Below are 844 nucleotides of genomic sequence, written 5' to 3'. Positions count from 1 at the left end.
CGCGACTGCCTTTTCCTGCCCTCCCGCACCTGGTGGTACTCGAAGAGAATGGAGGCCAGGACCACGAGGATGCCCACTATCACCAGCGCCACCAGCAGCACGGAGGTATAACCGGCGGGCTTGGAGCGCTGGTACTGCTCGTAGATCTCGCCGCCTTGGTGCGCCGCCTCGGTCTTCTCGTGGTTGGCGATGCCCCAGAACACCGCCGCCAGGAGAACCAGCAGCGCCGCGAGGATGACGAGGCGCACGGCCAGGAAGAACCTGCTCATGGCACCATGTTACCCCATAAGGCACCGGTCTCGCATGTTTTTCTCTCGCTTACGGGCGTGGGCATGCCCGGCATCAATGGCGGAAGTGGCGCTTCCCGGTGAGCACCATCACCAGCCCGCGGCGCCTTATCTCTTCGAAGGTCTCCTCGTCCCGCATGGAGCCCCCGGGCTGGATGAAAGCCTCCACCCCCGCCTCCGCCGCCATGACCACGGAGTCGGGGAAGGGGAAGAAGGCGTCGGAGGCGCACACCGAGCCGCCCGCCTTTCCCCCGGCCTTGCGCAGGGCGAGGTGGGTGGAATCGAGCCGGCTCATCTGGCCCGCCCCGATGCCCACCGTGGCCCCGTCCCTGGCCAGCACTATGGCGTTGGAGCGGGTATGCTTGGCCACCTTCCAGGCGAACACCAGGTCCTCCCACTGCCCCGGCGTGGGGCGCCTGTCGCCCACATACTCCACGCCGCTGAGGTCGTCTTCCCCGGCGTCGTAATCCTGCACCAGCAGGCCGCCGTCCACCCGCTTGAGGTCCTTGAGCAGGTTGAACGGCTCTCTCTCCAGGGGAAGGCGCAGGAGGCGGATG

The 844-nt window shown here is 67.1% G+C and carries 2 protein-coding genes; both read right to left on the bottom strand.

Going from position 1 to position 844, the window contains the following annotated elements:
• Positions 1–269 (bottom strand): hypothetical protein (locus QME71_11140; GenBank protein ID MDI6858853.1); only part of this gene is annotated, 269 nt, incomplete at its 3' end.
• 73 nt (positions 270–342) lie between these two features.
• The coding region (gene purH / locus QME71_11135) for a bifunctional phosphoribosylaminoimidazolecarboxamide formyltransferase/IMP cyclohydrolase (protein MDI6858852.1) at positions 343–844 on the bottom strand (502 nt) is incomplete at its 5' end.

This window comes from Dehalococcoidia bacterium (assembly GCA_030018455.1).
In the GTDB taxonomy this organism is placed as follows: Bacteria; Chloroflexota; Dehalococcoidia; order DSTF01; family JALHUB01; genus JASEFU01.
Note: the sequence above shows the minus strand (reverse complement) of the source record. Positions and strands in the feature narration are given on the sequence as shown.